Source organism: Calditrichia bacterium (assembly GCA_020634975.1).
In the GTDB taxonomy this organism is placed as follows: Bacteria; Calditrichota; Calditrichia; order RBG-13-44-9; family J075; genus JACKAQ01.
In genome coordinates, this window is sequence record JACKAQ010000001.1 from 482,293 (window position 1) to 504,321 (window position 22,029).

A 22,029-nucleotide genomic window follows, 5' to 3' on the forward strand; every position below is an offset into this window, starting at 1 on the left:
AAGTTTTTCCAAAATATATTCCAGAGAGCTGATTGCAACGCTAAATCTAAAAAAAATCCCGGTTTATTGATAGTATTTTTTTCGCTTTTTTCCACACCAATATATAAAATTCACACTCAATTGAGCGATTAAAAATGATATTTTTCCGATTTTCATTCAATAAATTTAGCCGTTTTGAAGAAAACGTTGTGATAAAATCGAATTTTCTTTAACTTTTGAATTTAAACCATCTATTTCTGAGAAGGCTAAGCGTCCCTGTTTTTGTTGATGGGACGTTCTTTATTTTTAATAAATGCCTGCACAATACTAATTTTTTTTTACGTTTCATTACGCCTAAAATAATCGTTTTTTTGGATGATTTTATTGAACTACGTCAATTTTGAGTAACAAATTGTAATTTTTGGAGATAGCCCCATGGAAGAAGTCAGCCAACTGATTGCCCAGCGCATTCAGAAAACAGAAAAACTGCGTGAGTTAGGGATAAACCCCTATCCATACCATTTTGACAAAACACATTCCAGTGAAAATATCAAACAGCAGTTTGCGGATTTGGAAAATAAAACGGTTAAAGTTGCCGGACGGATGATGGCAAATCGCCTGATGGGCAAAGCCGCTTTTGCAGATTTGCAGGACATGGACGGACGAATTCAGATTTTTATACGCAAGAACGCGTTAGGGGACGAAGGCTTTGAGGCATACAAACTGCTCGATATCGGCGATATTATCGGTGTGACCGGAACCGTGTTTCGCACCAAAACCGGGGAAATTTCCGTTGCGGCGGATGAACTGGTGTTGCTCTCCAAATCTATGCGCCCGTTGCCCATCGCCAAAGAAAAAGAGGAAGACGGCGAGAAAATTGTTTATGATGCGTTCAGCGATGTGGAACAACGCTATCGCCAGCGCTATGTGGATTTGATTGTCAATCCGCAGGTGAAGGATGTGTTTGTCAAACGCTCCAAAATCATTAATTCGATGCGCAATTTTCTGAACAACCAGGGTTATCTGGAAGTGGAAACGCCGATTTTGCAACCGATTTACGGCGGCGCTTCGGCGCGTCCGTTCGTAACCCATCACAATACATTAGATATGAAGCTCTATTTGCGAATCGCTAACGAACTGTATCTCAAACGGTTGATCGTCGGCGGATTTGAGGGCGTTTTCGAATTTGCCAAAGATTTCCGCAACGAAGGCATGAGCCGCTTTCACAACCCGGAATTTACGCAGATGGAACTTTACGTCGCGTATAAAGATTACCACTGGATGATGGCGTTTACCGAACAGCTGTTCCAGCATCTCGCGGAAACGGTGCTGGGCACCACCAACATCAACTATCAGGGCAAAGCAATTGATCTGACGCCGCCCTTCCGGCGCATGCCGCTACTCGAAGGCATCAAAGAATACGCCGGGGTGGATTTATACGGCAAAGATGAAGCGGAAATGCGCAGCATCGCCAAAGATTTGAACATGAAACTGGATGACAGTTGGGGCAGCGGTAAAATTATCGATGAAATTTTTGGGGAATTTGTGGAACCCAATCTGGTGCAGCCCACGTTTATCATGGATCATCCGGTGGAAATTTCGCCATTGGCGAAAAAACATCGCTATAAACCGGGACTGGTGGAGCGGTTCGAACTGGTGATCGCCGGAAAAGAGATGAGCAACGCTTTCACCGAATTGAACGACCCGAAAGACCAGCGCGAGCGGTTCGAATCGCAAATGGGATTAAAAGCCCGCGGTGATGACGAAGCGCAAGTGCTCGACGAAGATTACCTACGCTCGATGGAATACGGCATGCCGCCAACCGCCGGCATCGGTATCGGTATCGACCGGTTGACGATGTTGTTAACCGATCAATCGTCCATCCGCGATGTGCTGCTGTTCCCGCATATGCGCCCGGAAACGCACGAATAATTGCGAATCGGTTTTTGATTCGATCATTTTGATAACGGTTGAGCCGGATTTTCCCAATCGGAAACGGCTCAGCCCGTCAACCAGAAAGCACGAAAATACGCAATGAATTTTGAATCTTTTGTCGCCCTACGCTACTTCCGGGCGAAACGCCGCACCGGTTTTATTTCCATTATTACCTATGTTTCCGTAATCGGCGTGATGATTGGCGTGGCTGCGTTAGATATTGTTTTATCTGCATATAACGGCTTTGAATCCGAGGTTCGCAATCGGCTGATCAGCGCAGATGCCCACATCCACCTGCGGAAATTTTACGCCAATGAAATAGAGGATTACGACGCACTCGCAGATTCGATTCGCGGTTATCCCGGCGTTTCCGGCGCATCGCCGGTGATTGTGAAGGAAAGCGTGCTCGTTTCCAAAGGCAACAACACGCCGGTGGCGGTTCGCGGTGTCGATCCCGAAACGGTTGCACAGGTGAGCATTGTTACCAACAGCATCGTTTCCGGAAAATTTGATTTGGGTAAACAAACCGTGGAAGATCGCGAATACAACGGTATCGTCCTCGGTCGATATCTGGCGGAGCAGTTGTTTATTTTCGAACCCGGTGAAATTGTCACCTTATTTTCCATTCCCGAACAATTCAGCCTCACGCCGCGCGCCCACGCCAAACAGTTTGTCGTCACCGGTTTGAGCGAGCTTGGTTTTTACGAATACGACAAAATTCTGGCATACACCTCGCTGGAAGCCGCGCAGGATTTGTTCAAAATGCAAGGCAAAGCAACCCGCATTGATGTAAAACTGGACAATTACGAATCCGCCCAATCCATCGCCCCAAAGCTGGAAGAACTTCTCGGCGGCTACCCGTATCTCGCCCGAACATGGTTCGATCAAAACAAAAGTTTGTATAGCTGGATGGAATACGAAAAGTGGCTGTTCACCATCATTCTCAGCTTGATCATCATGGTAGCGGCGTTCAACATCGTCAGTTCGCTGGTGATGATTGTGATGGAAAAAACCCGCGAAATCGGCATTCTGAAAAGCATGGGCGCATCCGCACCCAAAATTATGCGCATCTTTTTATACGAAGGCATCATCATCGGAATGCTGGGAACGGTGCTGGGCACCGCGCTGGCATACGGCATTTGCTGGGCACAGCAAACCTTTGGTTTTGTTACACTTCCGGCGGATGTTTACATCATCGATAAACTGCCGGTGAAGATGGAAGTCTTCGATTTTGCGGTGGTTTCATTCATCGCGATGGCGCTGTGCATCCTCGCTGCGGCGTATCCGGCTTACAAAGCTTCGCGCTTAAATCCTGTGGAATCCATTCGCTATGAATAGCTATTGGAAGGATAAAGGGTGAAGGATAAATTGGAAAACCTGATAAACTATGATATTGTGCAAAGTAACGACAAGTGGGTTATTTCAGAAAAAAGCAGCAATTACGGACGTAATCTCAATGAGCGGTTATTCGAATTTGCCGTTCGAATTGTCAAATTTTTACGATCAATTTCGGATTCACCGGAGAACCGGATTATCAAAAATCAACTGATAAAATCTGCCACTTCAATGGGCGCAAATTACGAAGAAGCACAGGGCAGCAATTCGAAAAAAGATTTCAGCAATAAATGTGCGATCGTTTTCAAAGAAGCACGAGAAACCAATTATTGGCTGCGTCTGCTTCAGGCAACATCAGCAGAAAACAATAAAGAATTGTCTTTTTTAATCGAAGAATCCGATGAATTAAAAAAAATCTTTGCGTCAATCATTATTAAAACCAGACCACGGGAATTCTGATTTATCTTTTATCAATTATCCTTTATCCTTAAAAAACAATTATTTATCCGTTAGAAATTATTCTTTAACCTAAAAAAATATTTATTTATCCTTTATCAATTATCCTTTATCCTTTTAAAATGACAATATTAGAATCCAAAAATCTCAGTAAAACCTACGACAGCGGACCGGAAAAAGTGCGCGTGTTGGAAGGCGTAAACCTGAAAATTGCAACTGGCGAAATTGTTGCAATTATGGGGCCGTCCGGCGTCGGGAAAAGCACGCTGCTCAATTTGCTGGGCACGCTCGATCAGCCGTCCGGCGGAGCGCTGCTCATCAATGGCGAAGACGTGTTCCAGTTTAACGAGCAACGGTTGGCAAAATTCCGGAACGAGCACATCGGATTTATTTTCCAGTTTCACTATTTGATGCCGGAATTTACCGCGCTGGAAAACGTGCTGATGCCCCGGATGATTCGCGGCAACGACTGGCACTCCGATGAACAACATGCCCGTAAGCTGTTGACAGATGTAGGGTTACAGCAACGTTTTTATCACAAGCCGAACCAGCTTTCCGGCGGTGAACAGCAGCGTGTGGCTATCGCCCGGGCGTTCATGAATCAGCCGAAACTGATTTTGGCGGACGAACCCACCGGCGATCTCGATCGTAAAAACAGCCATATTTTGTTCGACCTGATACTGGAATTGAACAGCAAATATCACCAAACATTTGTAATCGTGACCCACGATGACGAGTTGGCGCACCGTACGCACCGCATCATCCATTTGCTGGACGGCAAAGTGGAGCGGGAAGAAATCGTTGCCAAAAATTGAGTTTTTGAAGTATCTTTTTGCCGCAGAGACACAAATTACATTGAACGAAAACCCAACTTAAACAATTGTTTCTGTTGTATTAAAGCTATTTTTTCCTCCGTGCCCTCTGCGCTTTTGAGGCATTTTTTTTGACTAAACCAACCCATCGATAAAATGAGCAATTACGACCGCCAAAATCCGCTAAAAATGTCTGCCGAATTTCTGAAAGGCGTGGGACCGGTACGGGCGGAAGCGCTGCGAACGGTCGGAATTCACACATTTGAGGATGTGCTGGAAGTTGTGCCACGCCGCTATCTCGATCGCAGCGATGTGCGCAAAATCAGCGAAATTAACGAGGATGAAACGGTTACCGTCATCGGCGATGTCTCGTTCAAACAGCTCATCGAACGCGGCAAAAAACGGCTGACCGTGCGTATTTACGACGGCACGGGCATTCTGGAAGCCGTGTGGTTCAATCAACCGCGATTGTTCAGCAAAATGTTCCACGAAGGGCAAACCGTCGCGTTTTCCGGCAAGGTTGGGCGATACAAATACTGGCAAATTATCCACCCGGATTTTGACGTGATCAGCGATCAAAAAGAGCCGCTGAATACCGGGCAACTTATTCCGCTCTATCCGTCCACTGCAGATCTCAAAAAAGCGTGGATCAGCAATTACGTGTTCCGCAAAATTCTGTTTTTGGCGTTCAAAAAATATGGGCACCAGATTCCCGAAACGCTGCCGCAATCGCTCATCCGGCAGTATTTGTTATTTTCCCGGTCGGACGCTTTCCGGCAGATGCATTTTCCGGATTCGCACGAAGCCCTTCATCAGGTTGAACGGCGATTTAAGTATGAGGAATTATTCTACTTACAGCTGCTGATGGCGTTGCGAAAACACTTCTACCAATCACCGGCAATCGGGTTGAAAATTCCCGTGAACGATACGGCGTTTGCCAGCCTGAAAAACCTGCTGCCGTTCCAATTGACAGGCGCACAGGAACGCGTGCTCGGCGAGATTCGCAACGATGTGCAAAGCGGATTGCCGATGAACCGACTGGTGCAGGGCGATGTCGGCTCCGGCAAAACCGCGGTCGCGATGCTGGCGATGCAAATGGTTATCTCCGCCGGATATCAGGCGGCAATTATGGCACCGACGGAAATTCTGGCGCAGCAGCATTTTGCGAACATATCTAATTTATTAAAAAACAGTGGGATACGAGTCAACTTGCTCATCGGCAGCTTGTCTGAAAAAGAGAAAAAAGCGGTGCATCGCCGCATCGCCGAAGGCAAGGTTGACCTGATTGTGGGCACGCACGCACTCATCCAGGAAAAGGTAATTTTCGAAAATCTGGGCATGGTGGTAATCGACGAGCAGCACCGTTTTGGCGTGATGCAACGCGGCGATCTCATCGAAAAAGGGAAAACGCCGCACGTGCTGGTGATGACCGCAACGCCCATTCCCCGCACGCTCGCGCTCACGATTTACGGCGATCTCGATGTGTCGGTGATCGATGAGTTGCCGCCGGGACGCCATCCGGTGAAAACCTTTCACCGCGAGGAAGACCGGCTGCCGCTGATCTGGGATTTTCTGCGTCAGCACATCGAAAAAGGTGAGCAGGCATATATCGTTTATCCGCTGGTGGAGGAATCTGAAAAGCTGGATCTCAAAGCCGCAACCGAAACATATCAGCACCTCCAAGCTGATGTTTTTCCTGAAGTTAAGATGGCATTGATTCACGGTCGCCAAAAAGCGCCGGAAAAAGAAAAAATCATGAACGATTTCAAAAACGGGCGAACCCAAATTCTGGTTTCAACAACGGTTATCGAAGTTGGTGTGGACGTGCCAAACGCCACCATTATGGTCATCGAACACGCCGACCGTTTCGGGCTGAGCCAGTTGCACCAGTTGCGCGGGCGCGTCGGGCGCGGTAAAAATGAATCGTTTTGCATTTTGGTGACAGCCAAAGATATCAGCGATATCGCCGGCGAGCGAATGGGCGTGATGAGCCAAACCAATGACGGATTTGTGATCGCGGAGGAAGATTTGCGGCTGCGCGGCAGCGGTGAATTTTTCGGCACTCGACAGAGCGGCATGCCCGATCTGAAATTCGCCAATTTGCTGACCGATCAAAAAATTATCGAAATCGCCCGGAAAGATGCGTTCGCAATTGTCCAGCGCGATCCGCATTTGCGGCTGCCGGAAAACGAAATTATCCGGGAACGCTTCAAAGATAAGTTTGTTGATAAATTCCAGATGCCCAATATTGCCTGAGGCTGGCAACTAATCCCGTTTCCAAATTTCAATTTTATATGTGGTTCGCTGTAAATATGTCAATAATTGTTTTGCGGCCGTTTTTTATCCTTATCGGGACAACTATATTTTTCTTTGCCAACATTTTTGCGCAGGAAACTCCTCCGGAAACTTATTTTTATCACGGAAAAAATTACGGCTCCGAGGCTGTTTTTAATCCACTTACGACCATTGTAAACGGTGGATTCGGCATTCTGCAAATCAGCAATCGCTCCAACGATTTATCGACAGTGGATTTTGGTCACGGACTGAAAAATGTTACCTACAATCTCTCCCACCCGCTCGCTGTTATCAATCAGTACGGCTGGTCAAATTTTTTGAAACGGGAAGTCATCCCGACCAGTTTTCAGCTCAAAAATGCCCAATATTTTCCCAATTATTACAATCACCTGATTGGCGGCGGCTTCACCTACCGGGAGTTTGTCGATTGGTATAAATTCCACAATTTTCCGTACGCAAAAATGTGGGCGGTCACCTCGTGGTTTGGCTATCATTTGTTGAATGAAGTGGTGGAAAACAACCAATATTCCGGCCCGAATATCGATCCCATTGCGGATATTTACATTTTTAATACTGCGGGATTGCTGCTTTTTTCGTTCGATGGCGTCGCCCGATTTTTCGCAAATACGCTCAGCATGCGCGATTGGTCATTTATGCCGGCATACGATTTTCAGCTCAACACCCTCGAAAACAACGGGCAAAATTACATGGTTCGCTACCGGCTCCCGTTTTTGAAACGCTGGAGTTTGATGTATCATTGGGGCGTTCACGGCATGTACGGGCTGACATATCACCGGGAAAACGGGCAAAATTTCAGCGTTGCCGGCGGGCTCGTGGTGAAAGATTTGGTGGATACCAACAGCGAAACCGGCGTCCGCGAACTAACCGCAACCCTGGTTTGGACGGGCGGATTGTTTTACGATCTCAATAATTCGCTGATGACATCACTGATTTTATCCGGCACAAAAGGCTACAAAGCGCGGCTGAATGTGTATCCCGGAAATTTTAGTTTCGGGCGATTTTCACCGGGATTTTTCCTGAATTTGCGCAAAGACAACCAACTGGTTTTCGGGATTCATTTCGCTGCGATTCCGGTCGGATTTGGGCGACGGGCAAAATAATAAAAAAACGCAATTCGCATATTTTTTTGATTAAATTAGGTGTTTTACGAATATTTATCAACTGATATCTTTATTATAAACATGAACTTACACCCAACAATTGTTAACATCACCATATTTGTTCTGGCTGCCGGAATATTACTGGAATTGCTGTATTTTTTCACCAAAAATCTGCAGTTCAAAAAATATGGCGGCATTTTGATGATCGCCGGCGCTGTGTTTGCGGCGTTTTCCGTCTTTAGCGGATTGCGGGCATTTTCAATTGTGGAAATTCCCCGCGAAGCGCTGCCGACGGTAGAAACGCACCGCGTTTCCGGGCTGATCACGCTGGCGCTGATCGCCGTTGCGATGGTTTTGCGATTTGCAGCCGGACGAATACGCACGCTCGAAAAACCGCTGCGTTGGCTGTATGCGGCAATGCTCATCGCGATTGCAGCGATGCTGTTCCGCACCGGCAGCATCGGCGGCGATATGGCTTACAAATACCAATTACGCCACGATGAACCCGCGAAAACACCTGCCCAAAAACCCGGATTTGATGAATGACGCGCCCCCTCAAAAACAGCAGTGATCCCAAAAAGCGCCCGAAATTATCGCTGCCGATGGTGAAATACGCCTTTCGCACCATCGTTTGGCCACGACGCTGGCGCATGTTTGGCGGACTGATTTTTATTTCAATCAATCGTGCGGCGGGTCTGGTTTTGCCCGGATCGTCCAAATATTTGCTGGACGAAATTATCGGGAATAACCGCCCGGACATGCTGTTTTGGCTGGTTGCCGCCGTTGCCGGCGCTGAATTATTGAAAGCCGGAACCAGTATTTCGCTCATTTATTTGCTGCGGATTGAGGCGCAACACCTCATCAAACAATTGCGGGAACGGATGCAGCAACACATTATTTATCTCAAAAGCCGCTTTTTTGACGAACACAGCAGCGGATCGCTGGTGTCGCGAATCATGTCTGATGTGGATGGCGTGCGTTTTTTAGTCGGCACCGGATTGGTCAATTTTATCGGCAGCATCATCACGGCGGTGCTGGCGTTTGTGGTGCTCATCCGGCTGAACGCCGCGCTCACATTTTACACCCTCGCCCCGATGGCGCTGGCCGGAATTGTTGTCTGGCGAATGGTGCGCTTTCTTCGCCCCACATTCCGGGAGCGTCGCAAAATCAACGCGGAGGTTTCCGGACGGCTGACAGAATCGCTCGGCGGCATTCGCATCATAAAAGCGTTCAACGCGGAACCTGCTGAAATTAATGTATTTAGCGATGGCACCGGACGCATTTTCCAGAACGTCCGCAAAACCATTTTGGGATTCGGCTACGGCGAATTGCTGATGTCAATTTTGATGAGCATTGTCGGTTTGGTGGTGATGGGAATGGGCGGCAGCAGCATTCTCGCCGGCGAAATGACCCTCGGTGATTTTGTGGCATTTTCGCTGTTTCTGGTGTATCTGATCGGTCCGATTGCCCAGCTCGCGGGCATCAGCAACGAGATCACCGACGCGTTTGCGGGGCTCGACCGGATGGAAGAAATTCTGAACATCGAGCCTGAGGGATCGGAGCCGGAGCGCACGGTGGAACTGGGCAATATTCAGGGAAACGTGGATTTTCACAACGTCCGTTTTTCGTATGAAAAAGATGTGGAAGTCATTAAAAATATGAGCTTTAGCGCGCCGGCCGGAACCGTCACTGCGCTGGTTGGGCCATCCGGTTCCGGCAAAAGCACGATGGCAGGTTTGGTGTCCGCTTTTCTCACTCCGGACAGCGGAACGGTGACCGTGGACGGCATCGATTTGAGCACGGTGAAATTACCCAGCTATCGATCCAATTTGGGCGTTGTGCTGCAGGACGATTTTCTGTTCGAAGGCACCATTCGCGAGAACATCCGCTTCGGCAATCCCGACGCAAGCGACGCGCAACTGAACGACGCGGTGAAAGCGGCGCACGTGCTGGAATTTGTGGAGCGTTTTGAAAAAGGGCTGGATACCATCGTTGGGGAACGCGGGGTGAAACTTTCCGGCGGACAGCGCCAGCGCGTCGCGATTGCCCGGGCGATTCTGGCTGACCCAAAAATTCTGATTTTGGACGAAGCCACCTCAAATCTCGACGCGGAAAGCGAAGCGGTGATTCAGGATAGCCTCGCCAATCTGATGCGCGGACGCACCACTTTTGTGATTGCCCATCGCCTCAGCACCATTCGCAGCGCCGACCAGATTTTGGTGATCGACGGCGGGGAAATTGTCGAACGCGGCGCACACGATGAACTGATGCAAAATGAAAACCGCTATTTTCAGCTGTACACCCGGCAGGCACGAATTTAAATCAACCGGAATAAATCGCTTTGCCCCGCCTGCTGATCAAATGTGGCGGTTTGTTCGCAGCCTGCCGATTTGTTAATGGTTCCAATTATAAAATCTGAAAAATCAGCAGAGCCGGTTTTAAATCTGTGAAGCGCTTCCCAGGCTATTTGAGGCTCTTCAACCATCAGTTCAGATGTTCGTAAAATTGTTTCCAACACATTGATTATATTTGATTTGGAATATCCGTATGCACGCCGCAGCACCCACACAATTTCACACATAACAACCATCGAAATAAATCCCGGCGCCTCCTCCGAGCAGTGATTTTTGAGAAAATCGGTTGCTCTTTTCGATTGCTCCGGATCGTCCTGTACGATAAATCGAATCAGCACATTGGTATCGATGCCGTAACGAATCACTGTCCAGCTCCTTCATTTTCGATCGCGGCGTTCATCTCCGATAAACTGACGGGGTTAGCGGGCGGTGTAAGCATCCCCTGTAAATCAGACAGGTGAAAAATCACCGGCGTAATTTCAATTTTTCCATCCGAATTGATTTCAAATTGAATTTTATCACCCGTTTTGAGATGCAGTTTTTCGCGAACTTTTTTAGGCAGGGTTATTTGCCCTTTGCTGGTTATTTTGGCAATCATTTGTATTCCTTTCAATTCCTTACAAAAAGGTAAGGAATTTTCGTGCCGATTACAACTCATTTAACGAACCAGCAACATCCGCTTCGTTTCCGAAAAACCGTCGGTTTCCAGCCGGTAAAAATAGCTGCCGGATGTCACCGGATTTCCGGAATCGTCACGTCCGTCCCAATCCACTGCATGCGTTCCTGCAATTTTTGCCTCGGAATACAACGATCGGATTTTTTGCCCCATCACATTGTAAATAATCAGGTTAACCGTGCTTTCTTTCGGCAAATCGAACACAATAGTTGTTGCCGGATTAAACGGATTCGGGTAGTTTTGGGCGAGCCGGAATGTCGCAGGAACTCCCGGTTGCGGACCAGTTCCGGTGGTGGTGCTATCGAAAGTGAAAACAAAAACACCCTGCTGCCAGTCGTTCAGCACAATGGTTCCCGATGGAAAAAAGGCGTAAACGCCAAACGCACCGCCAAAAAACTCACCGTTCAGCGGGCTGGTATCGTATTCTGCAACGATGGAAATATTGGTTGGATTGCTGATATCATACACCCGCAAACCGGCGGTGTAATACGCGACAACTGCATAATTTCCAATTACATAGAGGTTGTGGACAATCGCCGATGGATCGGCGAAATCGTCGATGCGTTCGGGGTTTCCGAGATCGGAAATATCCCAAACGCTGATGTCCGCGGTGGGATGATTGGCTAATTCATCGCAAATAAAAAGAGTGTTGTGATCGGCGCTCACCCATCCGCTGTGGTGATAATTGATCGACGGATCGTTGATTGCGCCCAATAATTGCAAATTTGCCGGATCGCTAAAATCAAAAATCCGGGTGCCGTCTCCGCCGTGAAAATCGTATAATCGCCCGTCGATTACCGCGATATCGTGTCCGGGATTGCTGCCCGTATTCACCAAAACCGGCGCTTCCGGGGTGCTGTTCAAATCGTAAATATTTAACCGGTCGTCGATGAGATAACCGTTATCGGAGATAAAAATATTGTGCGATGTCGGGAAACTACCCACCACATTTGGATTTGCCGGATCGCTGATATCGATGATATCGCCCAATCCGCTGTAACCGCCGGTTACGGTGTAAACGTAATGATTCCAAACCTTTACGTCGAAACCGTTTACCGTTGTTTCGGCGCCAACAATCGTGGCATTGTCCGGATCGGTCACATCAATGATGGTTATGCCGCTGCCGGACTGATCGCCGGCAATCGCGTATTCATTCCCGGTCGCGTCGTCCACATATCCCCAAATATCGGTGCGAAATGTGCCGGGAGTTGCCACTTGTTTTCGCAGCGTCAGCGATTGGGAAAACGCCGCAGACTGCAACACGATTCCAAACAACAGCATATATGTTAACGTCACCAATTTGTCGATTTTCATCGTTCACCTCACAAATTTTCACGAAAATCATTTTATTGATTTACATGTTTTTTTCCCATATTTTGTTTCGATGGAAATATTAGCAACCATCAGCGTAATAAATTGAAAATACTATTTTTATCATTAGCCATGAGGAAACTATGCATCGCTCGTCCGTATTCGCAACTTTTTTTCTGTTGATCGCACTTTTTTTTATTGGATGTGAAAAAGATACCACATCGGTTGGCACACAGCCGATCGATTATGGCAACATCACAACCATAGATTATACAAAGCATGTGCAACCGTTGTTAAACGATTACGCCGAAATGATGCAGGATGCCGGTGTTTATCCCACCGGATTGCAGATGGATTCGTGGTCAAACTTGATCAAAGGCTGGGAACACGGCGAAGTAATTATCCCTTTTGACGCAGATAACAGCCTGCTGGTGGAAATCAGCACCAAGCTCAGTAATTTCAATGGTTTGGATAGCGTAAAAGTTGCATTTTTGAAACGCTGGATCAACGAAGGTGCAAAAAATGCCGCCGGAAATGTGCCGTATTCGGACGCGACAAATTTGCTGTATGCCTGCGATCAGGGCGAGGCGTTGGTGAGCATTATCGATGCGGATCATCTGGTGGTAATCCGCAATATCGATCTCACCGATTACGGTTATCCGCGCTCCGCGAAACCGCATCATCTGGCGTTTTCGCCGGACGGATTGTACTGGTTTGTCAGTTGCATCGATAATCAGGTGAACAAAGTGCTCAAATTTTCCGTCGCGGACAACCAACTGATGGGCGAATTTTCAACCCCGATTCCCGCACTGCTCGATCATCACCCGACTGAAGATGTGCTGTATATTTCGCGATTCATGGATTTGCAAAATCCCCAAAACGCGATTGCCGCAGCCAACTCCCAAACGATGCAGGGCGCGGATGGCAGCACCGGCACCATTTTGCTGCCGCCCAGTTTGTTCATTCCGCATGCGATGAAGATAAATCATGCAGGAACATATGTTTACACTGCCAGTTTTGCGGAAGATATGTTTCTGGTTGTCAGCAACAGCACCCGCGAATTTGTCGGAGCGGTTTCGTTGGGCAACGATCGCACACCGCTGCAAGTTGCCGTAACACCAGATGACAGTAAAGCGTTTGTCGCCTGCATCGGCACCGGCGAAATTGTGGTGATGGACGTTTCCGATCCCGAAAACAGCACGGTAGAAACAGCCGTTTCCGTTGGCGGCGCACCGTGGCATGGCGTTTTTAATGCGGACGGCAGCAAGTTTTATATCGGCAATTTGATGATGAACAAATTTCACGTCATCAACACCGCCGATTACAGTGTGCAAACCTTCGGCGCCGGAAACGGCTCAGACGGACTGGTGGAGCTGCACGGCGCAGAAATCCATCCGGACGGCAGCCGCGTATTTTTCTCCGGACGCAACACAACCGGCAATTACACTCCGGCATACGATTTTGGCGACAACAGCAAATCCGGCACCGTGGTTGCCATCAACACTGCGGATAACAGCATCGAAAAAGTAATCGAAATCGAGAATTTCGGCTCCGGTTTGCGGATGCTGTCGCGCTAAGTTTTCCGTATTTGGATAGCGATCTGTCAATTTTTGTAAAAAAAACCGGAGATTCCCGTTCCAATGAAGCCACTTCATGCCCTTTGGGGCAGGAACGACCGTGCAGGTGTCATTCCTGCGAAGGCAGGAATCTCCCGGTTATCAGCAACGATATCCTGTTACCGACACAATTACAATTTTTCAATTCAGGTAGTATCAAAAACCGGTAAACTGATGACTTTTTTTTCAAAAAAAATATTGTTTTTATTGATATTAGCTGCGCTTTTTCTCGTCGTTGCATCTTGCGATAAAACGGATAAAATTGTCGATCCGCCGCCAGCCGCGCCGGATTCACTGCAATTGATCAAAGACACTTTCGCCGATCCGCAGGTTTGCGCAGGCTGCCATCCCAATCATTATAATGAATGGGAAACCTCGATGCACGCCTACGCCGTCACCGATCCGGTGTTTCAGCGATTGGTGGAAATTTCCCAACTGCGCTCCAACGAACCGGTTGACCAGTTTTGCATCAAATGTCACAGCCCGGTTGCGGTGATGCTCGGCGAAACGCCTGCCGGATTCAGTTTCGATAATCTTTCCGCACTCACCCGCAAAGGCATCACCTGCGACGTGTGTCACACCATCAATTCGCCGGTCATCGAAAGCGGATTGGGGCTGCAAAAACGCCATTATTTTCTCGATCGCACCCGGCGATCCACCATTTCCGATCCGCAGGAAAACGCATTTCACGATTCGGAATTCGACCCCGCATACAATTTTTCGGATATCTGCAGCCCTTGCCACAATATCCAGGCGCCAAACGGCAACTTTTTTCTCGAAGAAACCAATCGCGAATGGGACATCAGCCCATATCTGGCGATGGGCTTGGAATGCCAGGATTGCCACATGCCGGTGTACTCCGGCAACGCTGCGGTTGGCGGACCGCTCCGCGACGACCTGAACCGCCATTATTTTGTGGGCGTGGATTATCCCCTGGTCGATTTTCCGGGGAAAGACCAGACCATCGCACTGGTTGACGAATTGCTAAAAAATTCCGTTACGCTGACGGTTGAAGCGCCGTCGAACGTTTCGCCGGGCGAGGCGCTGCCGGTTTCCGTGCGCATCAAAAATGACCGCACCGGACACAACATTCCCTCCGGCAGCATTTTTGAAAGACAGATGTGGGTGGAACTCGCGCTGGTCAATCTCGATAGCGGCGACACGCTGTTTGCCAGCGGGCTGCTCGATGCCAACAACGATCTTCTTGATGAAAACAGCGATTTCGTTCAAAGCAACCCAACACTTATGGATACGGGGCTAACGCTATTTCGCGGTATTCCACAGGATGAAAACGGAAACGAAGTCGAATTTTTCTGGGAAGCCAGTGCTGTACAGAAAAATACGATTGAGGCGTTTCGCTCACACACTGCTGTTTACAACTGGGCAGCACCGCAAAATTCAGCCATGCTGGAAGTTCGGGCGCGATTGCGGTTCCGCTCCTTTCCGCCCTATTTTTTGCGCAAAATAAATTTGCCGGAGTTGCAGGATGAACTGCGGATTTTTGAAATGGAATCGGCATCGCAAATGGTTCGCGTCGGTAGTTGAGCTAAAATTCCGCAACAAAAAGGCAGGCACGGTCGCGACCGTTCCGCCTCAAAAAAACACAAATCCCTATTTTTTAAGAATTAAAAATGAACCTAAAATCGATTTTTCTCCTGTTATTTTCCTGCCAAATTTTTGCCCAAACATGGGATTTTCAACGCGAAGTTACGCCATTTCCGGTGCTCAACGACCTCGGCGTTCCCTACCAACAGCCATTTTTTGGCGGGCTGAATGCGCCATCGCACCAGTTTTTGGACATCGACGGCGATAACGACGCGGATTTGTTTGTGCAGGATCGCGCCAATCACCTCATTTTTTTTCGCAACGGCGGCACGCCAAACACACCGGAATTTCAGTGGGAAACCGATGAATTTGGAGATCTGTTCGTCGGTTCGTGGTTCAAATTTGCCGACGTCGATCTCGATGGCGATTTCGATCTGTTTGCCGAAAATCCTTTCGGTATCATTCGCTATTTCCAAAATACCGGCACCGCAACCGCCGCAAATTTCGTGATTTCCGCGGACACGCTGCGCGATGAAACCGGCGAAGCGATCATCGTGGACGGACCGAGCGTTCCCGAATGGGCGGATATGTATTGTGCCAACCGGCTCGATCTGTTTTTGGGACGAATTAGCGGCTATACCACAGAATACCGTTTTTTGGGCTTTGATTCAAACAATGTGCCGATTTACCGGCACATCACCGATACATTTGAAAATCTGCAAATTTTAACCGGCGGCGGACGCAACACAACCGCACCTGCAGATGACCGTCACGGCGCCAATTCACTCACATTTCTGGACATCGACGACGATGGCGACCTCGATTTGTTTTGGGGCGATTTTTTCGCAAACAGCATTATTTTCATAGAAAACACCGGAAATTGCGGTAACCCGAATTTTGAAACAGCAAATATTGTTGAGGAATTTCCGCCGGTCGATCCGGTCGATACCGGCGGTTTCAACATTCCGCGATTCGCGGATATCGACGGCGACGGCGACGCCGATATGTTCGTAAGTGTGTTCGGCGGCTCCGGCTCGTTTGTGACCGACAAAGAGGCGAATTTCTATTTTTACGAAAATGGCGGCGATGCAACATCGCCCGATTTTGCACTGCAAACCAAAGATTTTGTGAACAGCATCGACATCGGGCAAAACACCATTCCTGCATTTGCAGACATCGATAACGATGGCGATTTGGATATGTTTTTGTCCAATCAGGTGGATATCGACGCCCCGGGGCAATCGAACAGCCGGCTGCATTTTTTCGAAAATACCGGCACCGCAACCGCGCCCGTTTTCGAATTAAAAGATGAAAATTACCTCAATTTCGACAACCCGCTTTTCGGTAGCAATTACGCGCCGGCATTTACGGATATCGATGCGGATAGCGATTTCGATTTATTTTTGGGGCAGTGGGACGGCAAAATCAACTTCTGGCGAAACGACGGATCCGCCAACATTGCGCAACTTACGCTGATCGATGCAAATTTTGGGAGCATCGATATCGGCAGCAACAGCACACCCACATTTGCGGATATCGACGCGGACGGTGATGCGGACCTGTTCATCGGCGAAGTGAGCGGGAACCTCAATTTTTACCGGAACACCGGAACGCCGCAAAACGCGGTTTTCGAGCTGGTTACGAACGAGTTTGCCGGAATCAATCTCGGTTTTCAGCAATATACTTTTCCCAAGTTTGCGGATGTTGATCGCGATGGCGATCTCGATTTGCTGCTCGGCAGCGAGTCGCTCGGCACGTTTTTGTATCGCAATAACGGCACGCCACAAAACGCTGATTTTGTGCAGGACAACAGTTTCAGCCTGCCAATTCATTTGCACAATTCACCCGATCCGGTGGATATCGATGGCGATGGCGATCTCGATTTAGTGATTGGCGTGGATGGCGGCGGGGTTGTTTTCTACAAAAATCTGGAATTTTCGGTGGGTATTTCCCCCGAAACCGGAACGCAATTTCCGACGACAGTTCATTTGCTGGACAATTATCCCAACCCGTTTAATCCGTCCACAACCATCGTTTACGACATTTCGACAAACGGCAGCGGACATCATTCGATCGCCATTTTCAATATTTTAGGTGAGGCGATTCGGGAATGGCAGTTCGCCAACGATGCACCGCGCATTCGCCGCGAAATCCGGTGGGATGCGACCGATGCTTCCGGCAATCCCGTTTCCAGCGGCATTTATTTGTTGCAAATTCGTTCCGCCAACGCGATGCAAACCATAAAAATCTTGCTCACGCGCTAAAAAAAACGGGGGCAATTTTTCATTTATTTTCCATTTTTCGAAAGTATGATCTGTCGCGGTTTAAATTATTTCTACCCTTGTATATTTCATTTCAGAAGCGGATATTCACCGATCGATAAGTAAAAAATACGAGTTAATTACAAATTTATGATAAAGTTGTTGCGCAATATGCGCGAAAATAAAGTCATCATGGAAGAGCTAATAACACGGAAAGTTGACAATCGCAAAATTACGCCGGATCTGGATTGGGCGGATTTTCGCGGTTTTTCATTATTGTTTGATAATCCGGGCAATCATTTGCGCCCGATTTCGAGCAATTTATCGGTTATCGATTGCCAGTTGCAAAATGCCCGCGAACTCAAATTCTACAACTGTTTACACAATGCCCTTCAATCGCTGAATGTGTTTCGCATGCGCGATGATTGGCAGTTTTGCATGTTGCCGGAATCGTCATATCACGTCACCGCGTGGGATGGGTTAAACGATTTCAATCGGGGCGATATTAATGGTGTATTGCAATCTGCCGCAAATATCTTTTTCCAAAATTTTGCGCCATCCTTTGCAGCGGATAATCCGTTAACCCAACCGATGTATGAGTCATTAGTACGCTTTGGAGACTGCTTTCCGCTGACATTCAAATTTGGCGATTTGCAGCAATGGGGCAACCAATCGCTGGTAGCGACGTTGCTCCCCTCGGATGATTCGTGCCGGGAAAATCTGGCTGATTTTGTCCGGGAGCGCTGTAATTTGAACGTTCAATATGAGCAATACGGTGTTCAGATGAAAAGCCATTTTGCACCGCATGTTTCTTTGGGATATTTTGCGAACTCATCGCTGGCGCAGGGAACCTGGCAGCATTTGCCGCATTGGCAGGAGTGTTTCCGGGAATATTTGCAGGATTGCACGATCACTTTCACATCGATGACCGGATACGGATTTACAAACATGACCACGTTTTTCAAACGCACCGTTTAACAGTGCTTCGCCCGTCCGGGCATCAGGAAATTTTCAGAAACTGAAGATAAACTTTGATGCCGTTCAGCAACATCTGCACCGAAATCATAATCAACAACATCCCCATTAAACGCTCTACCGCCGCCAATCCGCGCCGTCGCAATAATTTGTAAAACAGCGGCGCTGCCAGCAAAATGACGGCCGTAATTCCCCATGCCATCATCAGCGCAAACAGCCAATCGGTCATCCGGGTAGGATCGCTGCGCACCATCAATATGAGGGTTGCCAGGGCAGAAGGTCCGGCAATCAGCGGAATGGCCAACGGAACGATAAACGGCTCACCTTCAAGCGATTCGCCCATTATACCATGCCGCGACGGGAAAATCATCCGGATGGCGATGATGAACAAAACGATCCCGCCGGCAATGCTCACCGATTCCTGCTCCAATTGCAAAAAGTTCAGCAAATTTTGTCCGAAATACAGAAAAATCAGCAAGATAGCCAATGCAATCACCAGCTCTCTCAAAATGATTATCCGGCGTCTTTTGGGTTCAAAATCTTTTAATAAAGAGAGAAAAAGCGGCACATTTCCCAACGGATCCATTACCAAAAACAACACCACAGCAGATGATAATATACCTGAATCAATCATATCCAAATTCCAATTGTTTACCGAATCCGTTTTAAAATGACACCGCTGGTTGCGGAAATTGCAATTGTTAATCCGGTATGCGGTTTCGGCATTTCCGCATGCACGGTTTCGGCATCTGCCATTACCACCCAATCACCTGGCGGCAAGGTAAACCGATGGTTTTTTTCGGAATTGCCGTTGAGCACTACCAAAAAATTTTGCCCCGGCACGGTGATTTCGTATGCCAGCAGTAACGGATCGTTTGTGCCCAAAAAGCGGATGTTTTCCGGGTTTGCATGTCGGAATGCGGAATAGCTTTTGCGAATGTCAATCAATCCGCGATAGTAGTCGATCAGCACGGCATTCGCATCGGCGTGATCGTAATTTAACCAGTTGGTTTCATTGTCTTTATCATAGCTGTTGTGGTCAATTTTCCCGATGTTCAGATCGGGCACATCGGTTTTGGCGATCACTTTGCTGCGGGCAAATTCCTGTCCGGAATGCAGCATTATTCCACCTTGACTCGTGAGCAATGCCATCGCAGCCAGTTTGTTGGTTTTCAATTGCGCAGGTGACAATTTTGCATGTGCGTCCACGTCGGTAATGACGGTATCTTCGCGAACTTCGCCGAGCGCCAACCGGATAAAATCGCCGAGCGTGTGGTCATCGTGCGATTCCAGATAGTTGATGGCGTGCCCCACTTCCAGAAATAATCCGCCGTATTCGCGCAGCGTACCCATCACATAATTTTGCAGGGATTGCTGCGTAACGCCGTTTTTCCACTTCCCGAAAATAAACCCTGCATCGTCGTGTGGATTCCAGCCTTTGAATCCGTTGCGAATCTGGTCGTTCCACGATCCCCAGCCGTATTCAGAAAACGTTGCCGGTGCGTAGCCGCCACCGCCCCACGGCTCGGCAATCAGATGCACATTCGGGTTGATTTTCCGCGCCGCATTGCGGATTGCTTCGATAGTTCCCCAATCGATCATCGCAGCCAAATCGAAGCGGAATCCATCAATGCGATATTCTTTCATCCAATGCAGCACACTTTCGACAATCATACGCCGGGCCATCGGGCGTTCGGTTTTGAAATCGTTTCCGCAACCGCTGGCGCTTTCGAAATCACAATTTGGCTTCAGCCGGAAATAATAAAATTTATCGATATATTTGTATGGATTGTGGTCGTATTGCGAAACGTGATTGTAAACCACATCCAGAATTACCGCAATTTGATTGCTATGAAACGCTTTCACCATCTCTTTAAATTCGCGAACCTGCCGCCCGTCTGTGCCGTTGTATTCACCGGGCCGCATATTTCCGCCGCTGGCGTAATACGATTCCGGCGCGAAAAAATAGCTGGTCATATAGCCCCAGTGGTTGCGGGCATAGGGATTCCATGTATTGGTCGGGTAGCCCGCAATGGTGCTGTCGCGATAGGGAATTTCGATATTGCCAAAATCCTGCACCGGCAGCAACTCCACCGCGTTGATGCCGAGATTTTTCAAATACGGCAATCCACCGCGTTGATTTTCATTTACCAATCCGGTGTAACTGCCGCGCAATTCTGCCGCAACACCCGAGGTTGGGTGCGCAGTCATATCGCGTACGTGCATTTCGTAAACAATCAAATCGCGTGGTGAAATATCTACTCGTTGGGTGTTTTCCCAATCAAACGGCTCATTTTTGGGAAGAATCAGCGTTTTTGCCGGGTGTGTGAAATGGTTTTGCGAAACAACTGCTTGGCTGTACGGATCAGCCAACACCAGCGTGGAATCGAACATCTCGCCATTGCCCTGCGGACCGTGAACACGATAGCCGTAATATTTGCCAGCCAGTGGCCGATTCTGCGAATCTGCGAATTCCCAAACACCATCGGCATCGCGTTTCATCAGAAATTCATCACCCGATTGCGCATCGTGCTGGTCAAACAGCACCAGTTTTACCCATTTGGCGCGCGGCGCAAACAACCGGAAAATTAACCGGTTATTTTCCATCCGGCAGCCCAATGGTTTTTCGGAATACAGATCATCCAAAATACCGTCAGGCACCAAAAAATGGCGGGTTCCGTCGGGGAAAATTACATGATAGTGCGTATCCAGCCGAAACGGCATTTTTGAATAAATATTCACCAAATCCGCGTCGATTTCAATCTTGTCAATTGCTATCGGCGGATCAAGACGAACCGATTTTAGCGTATCGCCGGTTACTTTTTTTTCAAATTTTATCTGGGCTAACTGAGGACCCTGTAGCTTTGACCATTCAACATTTTCTATAAATTGCTGTGCTTTAACCACGCTGATTACTCCGGAAAATATCAATCCTAATATTACAACAGCACTGATTCGATTTAAAAAAAATGTATTCATCTGACCTCAACACCGTTTGTTTTGGGTGATTGTCGTTTATCTCGCAGAAAATTTCGATAACTTCCTGCCAAAAACCAAGGCGATTACAAAAAAGAGAAAAATAATTTTTCCTTTAATATTAGGTGACTTAGCATTAAGTTTGACCCGTATTTTAGTATTTTGGCAATATTAAAGTATCCGCTCACACCAATATTACAGCATATTTGTTCAACATCACTTTTTAATATGCCTTCGGATACTTACATTGTCAAGTTGTGTTATGATGTGTTATCTATCTATCAATTTTAAAATTCATCTGTTCAAAATTGTGATTAACAGTAAGGTTTTGAACAGCCGTTTTAGATAGTTTTTTTGACGAGAAACAAAATAATAATGATTT

At 47.8% G+C, this 22,029-nt stretch carries 17 protein-coding genes; 12 read left to right on the top strand and 5 right to left on the bottom strand.

Features of this window, described 5'->3' with window-relative positions; genetic code table 11:
- The first annotated feature begins 414 nt into the window (after nt 1-414).
- The 8 genes from lysS (at nt 415) to H6629_01955 (ending at nt 10,254) form a co-directional block, all read left to right on the top strand.
- Nucleotides 415-1,911, top strand: a complete 1,497-nt coding sequence (gene lysS, locus H6629_01920; protein MCB9066554.1) for a lysine--tRNA ligase — start codon at nt 415-417, stop codon at nt 1,909-1,911.
- A 102-nt stretch (nt 1,912-2,013) separates the two neighbouring features.
- The gene (locus H6629_01925) at nt 2,014-3,252 is read left to right on the top strand and encodes an ABC transporter permease (GenBank protein MCB9066555.1); all 1,239 of its coding nucleotides are present in this window, start codon (nt 2,014-2,016) and stop codon (nt 3,250-3,252) included.
- An 81-nt stretch (nt 3,253-3,333) separates the two neighbouring features.
- Nucleotides 3,334-3,708, top strand: coding sequence for a four helix bundle protein (locus H6629_01930; GenBank protein MCB9066556.1), 375 nt, complete (start codon nt 3,334-3,336; stop codon nt 3,706-3,708).
- Between the two features lie 119 nt (nt 3,709-3,827).
- Nucleotides 3,828-4,520, top strand: coding sequence for an ABC transporter ATP-binding protein (locus H6629_01935; protein MCB9066557.1), 693 nt, complete (start codon nt 3,828-3,830; stop codon nt 4,518-4,520).
- Nucleotides 4,521-4,673: 153 nt separating this feature from the next.
- On the top strand, nt 4,674-6,773 hold the full coding sequence (gene recG, locus H6629_01940; protein MCB9066558.1) for an ATP-dependent DNA helicase RecG: 2,100 nt from the start codon (nt 4,674-4,676) through the stop codon (nt 6,771-6,773).
- Between the two features lie 56 nt (nt 6,774-6,829).
- Complete coding sequence (locus tag H6629_01945) at nt 6,830-7,933, top strand: hypothetical protein (protein ID MCB9066559.1); 1,104 nt, start codon at nt 6,830-6,832, stop codon at nt 7,931-7,933.
- An 81-nt stretch (nt 7,934-8,014) separates the two neighbouring features.
- On the top strand, nt 8,015-8,479 hold the full coding sequence (locus H6629_01950; protein MCB9066560.1) for a DUF2231 domain-containing protein: 465 nt from the start codon (nt 8,015-8,017) through the stop codon (nt 8,477-8,479).
- Complete coding sequence (locus H6629_01955; protein MCB9066561.1) at nt 8,476-10,254, top strand: ABC transporter ATP-binding protein; 1,779 nt, start codon at nt 8,476-8,478, stop codon at nt 10,252-10,254. Before H6629_01950 ends, H6629_01955 begins: the two co-directional genes overlap by 4 nt.
- On the opposite strand, the gene H6629_01960 is transcribed toward H6629_01955, so the two are convergent.
- From H6629_01960 to H6629_01970, 3 genes are read right to left on the bottom strand one after another with little or no spacing between them, the layout of a single operon-like run.
- Nucleotides 10,251-10,649 carry a type II toxin-antitoxin system VapC family toxin gene (locus H6629_01960; GenBank protein MCB9066562.1) on the bottom strand — a complete coding sequence of 133 codons (399 nt, stop codon included), beginning with the start codon at nt 10,647-10,649 and terminating at the stop codon, nt 10,251-10,253. The two genes, H6629_01955 and H6629_01960, sit on opposite strands and share 4 nt — an antisense overlap.
- Nucleotides 10,649-10,885, bottom strand: a complete 237-nt coding sequence (locus H6629_01965) for an AbrB/MazE/SpoVT family DNA-binding domain-containing protein (GenBank protein MCB9066563.1) — start codon at nt 10,883-10,885, stop codon at nt 10,649-10,651. The genes H6629_01960 and H6629_01965 overlap by 1 nt, the downstream gene beginning before the upstream one ends.
- Before the next feature lie 60 nt (nt 10,886-10,945).
- Nucleotides 10,946-12,277, bottom strand: a complete 1,332-nt coding sequence (locus H6629_01970; protein ID MCB9066564.1) for a choice-of-anchor B family protein — start codon at nt 12,275-12,277, stop codon at nt 10,946-10,948.
- Nucleotides 12,278-12,417: 140 nt separating this feature from the next.
- Here H6629_01970 and H6629_01975 point away from each other — a divergent pair, with 140 nt between their 5' ends.
- The 4 genes from H6629_01975 to H6629_01990 all read left to right on the top strand — a co-directional run bounded on the left by H6629_01975 (nt 12,418) and on the right by H6629_01990 (nt 18,674).
- The gene (locus H6629_01975) at nt 12,418-13,851 is read left to right on the top strand and encodes a YncE family protein (protein ID MCB9066565.1); all 1,434 of its coding nucleotides are present in this window, start codon (nt 12,418-12,420) and stop codon (nt 13,849-13,851) included.
- A gap of 213 nt (nt 13,852-14,064) precedes the next feature.
- Complete coding sequence (locus H6629_01980; GenBank protein MCB9066566.1) at nt 14,065-15,435, top strand: hypothetical protein; 1,371 nt, start codon at nt 14,065-14,067, stop codon at nt 15,433-15,435.
- A gap of 86 nt (nt 15,436-15,521) precedes the next feature.
- Nucleotides 15,522-17,699 carry a T9SS type A sorting domain-containing protein gene (locus tag H6629_01985; GenBank protein ID MCB9066567.1) on the top strand — a complete coding sequence of 726 codons (2,178 nt, stop codon included), beginning with the start codon at nt 15,522-15,524 and terminating at the stop codon, nt 17,697-17,699.
- A gap of 168 nt (nt 17,700-17,867) precedes the next feature.
- Nucleotides 17,868-18,674 (top strand): hypothetical protein, encoded by an 807-nt coding sequence (locus tag H6629_01990; protein MCB9066568.1) that lies wholly within the window; start codon nt 17,868-17,870, stop codon nt 18,672-18,674.
- A gap of 22 nt (nt 18,675-18,696) precedes the next feature.
- Here the strand turns inward: H6629_01990 and H6629_01995 are convergent, their stop codons facing one another.
- On the bottom strand, nt 18,697-19,305 hold the full coding sequence (locus tag H6629_01995; protein MCB9066569.1) for a YhgN family NAAT transporter: 609 nt from the start codon (nt 19,303-19,305) through the stop codon (nt 18,697-18,699).
- A 17-nt stretch (nt 19,306-19,322) separates the two neighbouring features.
- Nucleotides 19,323-21,578, bottom strand: coding sequence for a pullulanase (locus H6629_02000; GenBank protein ID MCB9066570.1), 2,256 nt, complete (start codon nt 21,576-21,578; stop codon nt 19,323-19,325).
- Nucleotides 21,579-22,029: the final 451 nt, after the last annotated feature.